At 70.5% G+C, this 5438-nt stretch carries 7 protein-coding genes and 1 pseudogene; 5 read left to right on the top strand and 3 right to left on the bottom strand.

Annotated elements, in window-relative coordinates:
* The 5 genes and pseudogenes from Q1K57_RS07920 to Q1K57_RS07900 all read left to right on the top strand — a co-directional run.
* Window positions 1–180: pseudogene (locus Q1K57_RS07920) on the top strand (hypoxanthine phosphoribosyltransferase); the annotation flags it as partial.
* A 196-nt stretch (window positions 181–376) separates the two neighbouring features.
* Complete coding sequence (locus tag Q1K57_RS07915) at window positions 377–1105, top strand: cytochrome c biogenesis protein CcdA (protein ID WP_300080676.1); 729 nt, start codon at window positions 377–379, stop codon at window positions 1103–1105.
* A gap of 14 nt (window positions 1106–1119) precedes the next feature.
* Window positions 1120–2604, top strand: coding sequence for a cytochrome c biogenesis protein ResB (locus Q1K57_RS07910; protein WP_300080673.1), 1485 nt, complete (start codon window positions 1120–1122; stop codon window positions 2602–2604).
* A 25-nt stretch (window positions 2605–2629) separates the two neighbouring features.
* Window positions 2630–3571: a c-type cytochrome biogenesis protein CcsB gene (gene ccsB / locus Q1K57_RS07905; RefSeq protein WP_300080670.1), complete on the top strand. Its 942-nt coding sequence runs from the start codon at window positions 2630–2632 to the stop codon at window positions 3569–3571.
* Complete coding sequence (locus Q1K57_RS07900; protein ID WP_300080667.1) at window positions 3568–4236, top strand: TlpA disulfide reductase family protein; 669 nt, start codon at window positions 3568–3570, stop codon at window positions 4234–4236. The genes ccsB and Q1K57_RS07900 overlap by 4 nt, the downstream gene beginning before the upstream one ends.
* Before the next feature lie 18 nt (window positions 4237–4254).
* Here the strand turns inward: Q1K57_RS07900 and Q1K57_RS07895 are convergent, their stop codons facing one another.
* The 3 genes from Q1K57_RS07895 to Q1K57_RS07885 are packed head-to-tail and all read right to left on the bottom strand — an operon-like array spanning window position 4255 to window position 5182.
* Window positions 4255–4578, bottom strand: a complete 324-nt coding sequence (locus Q1K57_RS07895; protein ID WP_300080664.1) for a transcriptional regulator — start codon at window positions 4576–4578, stop codon at window positions 4255–4257.
* Window positions 4557–4991: a hypothetical protein gene (locus Q1K57_RS07890; RefSeq protein WP_300080660.1), complete on the bottom strand. Its 435-nt coding sequence runs from the start codon at window positions 4989–4991 to the stop codon at window positions 4557–4559. The genes Q1K57_RS07895 and Q1K57_RS07890 overlap by 22 nt, the downstream gene beginning before the upstream one ends.
* Window positions 4988–5182 (bottom strand): hypothetical protein, encoded by a 195-nt coding sequence (locus Q1K57_RS07885; protein ID WP_300080657.1) that lies wholly within the window; start codon window positions 5180–5182, stop codon window positions 4988–4990. The genes Q1K57_RS07890 and Q1K57_RS07885 overlap by 4 nt, the downstream gene beginning before the upstream one ends.
* Window positions 5183–5438 lie beyond the last annotated feature (256 nt).

The following is a 5438-nucleotide window of genomic DNA, read 5'->3' as shown; positions in this document are numbered from 1 at the left end:
GCGAGCCTCGAGATCATGACGATGTTCCGCAAGCCCGAGGCGCTGAAGAGCCCGGTCGCGGTCAAGTACGTGGGCTTCGACCTGCCCAACGAGTTCGTCGTCGGGTACGGGCTCGACTATGCGGGCAAGTACCGCAACCTCACCGACGTCGCCACGCTCGCGCCGCACGTCTATTCCTAAGTCTCCCGGCCGCACCTTCCCCGCCGACGGTGCCCGCTGACGTCCCTTCTGACCTTTCTTCCCAGAGGGCCCAGCCCCGCGCATGCCGGTTCTATCCGATCTGTGCCGGATGGCGGATGGTCCCGCCCGCACGCCTGAACCAGACTGGCTCCATACCGGCGCAGGTCGGGTCCGAGGGAAGCGCGGGTGACCGGGCATGGTCGAAGTTGGGCTGGCGGTTGCGTTCGTCGCAGGTGTGGCGTCGTTCGCTTCTCCGTGCTGCCTGCCCCTGGTTCCCGCTTGGATCGGCTACATCGTGGGCTCGACCTCCGGCCGCATCCCCCGCACCGTCGCGCTGAAGCAGTCGCTGGCGTTCGTGGCGGGGTTCGCCGCCGTGTTCGTGGTGTTGTGGGCGTCGATCGGTGTGGTCGGTTACCTGCTGCGCGACCAGGCAGGTCTCCTCCGCCAGGTGGGTGGAGCGGTCCTGGTGGTGCTGGGCCTGCACGTGGCGGGCCTGGTGCGCCTTCCTTGGCTCGACAACCGGTGGTCTTTGTCGACGGGTCGGCTCCTGCGCCGGGACGCCGCCGGTGCGGTCGTTGCGCAGCAGCCGACGCTGGCGCGCTCGCTGCTGTTCGGCGTGGTCTTCGCGGCCGGCTGGACGCCGTGCGTCGGCCCGACCCTGGGCGCAATCATCGGCCTCGCGTCGCTGCGCGACACGTTCGCGGAGGGCGCGGTGCTGCTCCTGGTGTACGCGCTCGGTCTGGGGTTGCCGTTCGTGCTCGTCGCCCTCGGCGCCGACGCGGTGCGCCAACGACTGTCGTGGTTCGCGCGTCACGAGGCGGCCGTGTCCCTCGTCACCGGTGGACTCCTCGTGGCCGTCGGGTTCCTCATGATCACGAACCTGCTGGTTCGGGTCTCCGCCTTCTTCCCGCAGATCGACGTCTAGCCAGGGGTCCGAACATGAGCATGAACGTCAAGGAACACACCGGCGCCACCGCGCGCGTGCCGGGTCATGTCGATCACGGCGGGCGGGTCGATCTGCTCGACGGGCCGGTGGTTCGCGATTCCCGCCGGAGCGCCGGGGGCCTCCTGCAGTCCGCCTGGCACTTCCTCATCTCCATGCGCACCGGCCTGTGGATCATCATCGTCCTCGGTCTGCTCACCCTTCTCGGGACGCTGCTCATGCAGGCGCCGCCCGAGGCGCTCGCCGACCCCAAGGCCTACCGGGAGTGGTTCGAGGCAGGTCCCGCGGTGAAGTACGGCGGCTGGGCGCCGATCCTGGCCGCCCTCGGGCTGCTCAACGTGTTCTCCACGTGGTACTTCTTGGCCCTTTTCGCGCTGCTCGCCCTGAGCATCCTCGCGTGCTCCGTCAACCGCGCACCGCGCCTGTGGCACACGGCCACCCGGCCGCGGGTGTCCATGTCCGACGCCTTCTTCTCCCACGCCCCCCTCGCGGCGACGCTCGTCCTCCCCGTGGGGGTCGAGGACGCCGCGGCTCGCGTCCGCGCCGGCCTGCGCGCCCAGCGCTTCCGGGTCGTCGCGGCCGACGGCGAGGGTGGCCCTGACCTGTACGGCGACCGCTTCCGCTGGGGTCCCTTCGGCACGGTGGTCGCCCACCTGTCGTTCGTGGTGATCCTCGCCGGCTTCGTCGTGTCCGCGACCCTCGGCTTCAAGGTGAGCTCCTTCGTGGCACCCATCGGATCGCCGGTTGAGGTCGGGCACGGCACCGGTCTCACGGTGACTGCCCTGTCGTTCCATGACGCCTACTACGAGGACGGGACCCCGCGCGACTACGTGTCCGACGTGGTGCTCACGCGCGACGGCCGGACGGTGGCGCAGCAGGATGTCCGCGTGAACGACCCCTTGCGGTTCGAGGGCGTGTGGTTCCACCAGGCCGCCTTCGGCATCGGCGTCGACCTCACGGCCAGTCGCGAGGGCGCGCCGGTGTTCTCCCGCTTCGTGACCCTGGACTATGCGGCCGACGACGGCACCACCCGTGCCGGCGTGGTGGACGCCCCCGCCGACGGCATCGACGCCGTGTGGGTGATCCAGGCCGAGTCGGGCCGGACGCTCACCGATCTTCCTCCCGGCACGGTCGCCCTCGAGGTGCACCGCACGGGGGCGGCGGAGCCCGACTTCCAGGTGGTCGAACAAGGCCGCCCGGTCCAGGTGGGGGACCTCACCTACACCTTCGAGCGCAACCGTCAGTACACCGTCTTGTCCGTGAACCGCGATCCGGGGGCGTGGCTCGTCTGGACCGGCAGCATCGCCCTGATCGCCGGCTCCATGCTCGTGTTCTTCCTGCCGCACCGTCGCGTGTGGGTCCGCATCCGCCCTGACGGTGGGAACGCCAGCTCGATCGAGTTGGCGGCTCCCCTCAAGCGGGATCCCGCCTTCGAACCGGCCTTCGCCGATCTTGTCCACCGTCTCTCCGCCGACAGCTGAGCGACTGATCTCGAGGAGTCCAACCATGCTCGTCCAAGCGCAGTACGCGATCATTGCGGCCCTCGTCGCGACCGCCTTGTCCACGGCCGCCTACATGGCCGCAGTCGTCCGTGGCTACCGGGCGCTCGCCGCCCGGCCCGCGGCCCGCCAGCGCATCGGGGCCGTGGTCGGCGGCGCAGGTCAGCTCGACGACCCGGAGGAGGAACCCGCGCCGGCCCGCCGGGCGGGATCGCTGTCGGCTGTGACGTTGGCACGCCAAGCCTCGACGATGGCGTGGGTCGCGCTGGGTTGCCTGACGGTCAGCCTCGTGCTGCGCGCGATCGTCACCGGCCACGGGCCGTTCGTCACCCAGCACGAGTTCGCGGTGTCGATGGCGTGGGGCTTCCTGGCCGTCTACCTGTTCTTCGAGTGGCGCTATCGCGCCCGCACCCTCGCGCTGCTCGTGCTGCCGATCACGCTCGCGATGGAGCTCTACGCGTTGTCGTGGGCGACCACGGCGGACCCCCTCGTGCCCGCCCTGCAGAACAGCCTGCTGCTGACCACGCACATCATCGTTGCGATCTTCGCCTACGGCGCTTTCGCGGTGTCGTTCGCCGCCGCAGGCCTCTATCTGGTTCACGACTGGGTGCCCGAAGGGTTCGCCCGGGTTCTGCCGAAGCGCGAGGTGCTCGATCGACTCGGCTACCGTGCGGTCGTCATCGGCTACCCGCTGCTCACGGCGGTCATCGTGCTCGGCGCCGTGTGGGCGCAGATCGCCTGGGGCAGCTACTGGAGTTGGGACCCGAAGGAGACGGCGTCCTTGGTCACCTGGCTCATCTACGGCGGCTACCTCCACGCGCGCGTGGCGCGCGGTTGGGTCGGGCGCGGGGCCGCCTGGCTGCTCGTCGTCGCCTTTGCCTCGGTGATCCTCACGTTCGTCGGGAACGCGTTCTTCGGCGGCCTGCACAGCTATGGGGTGACCCGATGAGTCGAACCGACGAGCAGCCGGCCCGCGTGGACGTCCTCACCCCGGCCGCGGATTCCCGGCGCGACCCGCGCGAACGGATCCGCAACTCCCGGTTCGGGACGCTCATCGTGCTGCTCGTCACCGCCGCGGTCATCGCGGCCGGCGCCTGGCTGGTGCGTCAGGGCACCGCGCAGGACGCCGCCGCGCAGATCGGCGGCGCGACGGTCATCACGCTGCCGGGCGTCTCGGACGTGCCCCCGCCCGAGGTGGGCAAGCCGGCGGCCGACTTCACCGTCACCACCCACGACGGGCGGCAGGTGACGCTGAGCCAGTTCCGCGGCCACCCGGTGTGGCTCACGTTCGGGGCGAGCTGGTGCTCGGGCTGCCAGGCGGAAGTGCCCGACATCCAGGCGGCCTACACCCGCTTCGAGCCGCAGGGGCTCGTGGTGCTGGGCGTCAACATCACCGAGGACAACCAGGCTGTGGCGGCGTACGCCCAACGCGTGGGGCTCACCTATCCGATCGGGGCCGACCCCGATTCGGTCATCGCCCAGACCTACAGCGTCTCGGCGATCCCCGCCCACTACTTCATCGACCGGGACGGGGTGATCCGCGACATCCGGCAGGGCACCCTCGCGCCCACGGTCATCGAGTCCATCCTGACGGGGCTGGTGACGCAGGCCTGACGTGCACCGAGCCCGGCGTCAGCCGCCGGCGATCTCGCGCAGGGCGGCGAGGTGCGCCTCCCAGGTGCGGCGGCCGGCAGGGGTGAGGGAGAACCAGGTGCGCGGGCGCTTGCCCACGTAGCCCTTCTTGATGCGGACGATGCCCGCAACCTCCAGGGCGGACGCCTGCCGGCTGAGCACCGAGTCGCTCACCTGGAGGTGGTCGCGGGCCGCGGCGAACTCGAGTTCCTCGGTGGCGGCGAGGGCGGCGGTCAGCGAGAACCGCACCGGGTGCGTCAGGTGGTCGTCGAGCTGGTGGCGCGGGTGCTGGCCGGACGCCGTCACCTCCGGGCCTCCCGCCACGCGCCCGCCGTGGTGACCAGGGTGAGGGCGAGGGCCGCCGCGATCGTGAACCAGAGCTGACCCTTCCACCAGACGGTGCCGCCGAGCATCGCGACGACCCACACGAGGGCCCAGGCGCCCATCGCCTGCACCCAGCGCCGGCTGAAGCCGGCCTTGCTGGCCCGGGCGAACACGACCATGACGGTGACGAGGATCGCCAACCAGGCCCCCATCGCAGCCATGGGCAGCCACACGAGGTGCTCGTCGCTGCGCACCACGAGGTGGAGCGCCACGACGAACATCGTCGAGACCCCGCCGAGGCCGAGCAGGAACGCGATGTGCGGCCAGCTGGCACCCGCGCGGGCGATCGAGCCGAGGCGTCCGGCCTCATCGAGCAGGTGGCGCGCGCGGGCGGCGTCCATCTCGCCGGTCATCGCTGCTCACCCCGACGGAGGGCGGTGGTGGCGCCGACGCCCGCGGCCACGAGGCCGACCGATGTGGTGCTGGCCAGGACGAGGGCCTGGGGGTGGCCGTTGAGGGCGGCGATCACGCAAGTGACGACCGTCGCGATGATGCCGGTGGCGACGCCGAGCCAGGCGAAGGTGAGTTGGGTCGAGCGGTTCATGTTTCCTCCTCGGGGTTCTGACAAGTGAAGACTAGCAACTACTTCCCGATTTGGGAAGTAGTTGTGCACGCAGGAGTTGGGACCTTCCACCCGGCCACCGTCCCCCCCCGGCAGTGGTTGGGGGCGTGCAGTACGCTCGACCGCGCAGACCGACCGTCAAGACTGGGAGTGGCATGAAAGCTCCGCGGCTCGTCCGGAGCCCCCTGTTGTGGATCCTCGGGGTGTTCCTGATCCTCATGCTGGGCATGAACCTGCT

Source organism: Propioniciclava sp. (assembly GCF_029977985.1).
Taxonomy (GTDB): domain Bacteria; phylum Actinomycetota; class Actinomycetes; order Propionibacteriales; family Propionibacteriaceae; genus Propioniciclava.
This window is presented reverse-complemented; position numbering and strand designations above follow the sequence as displayed.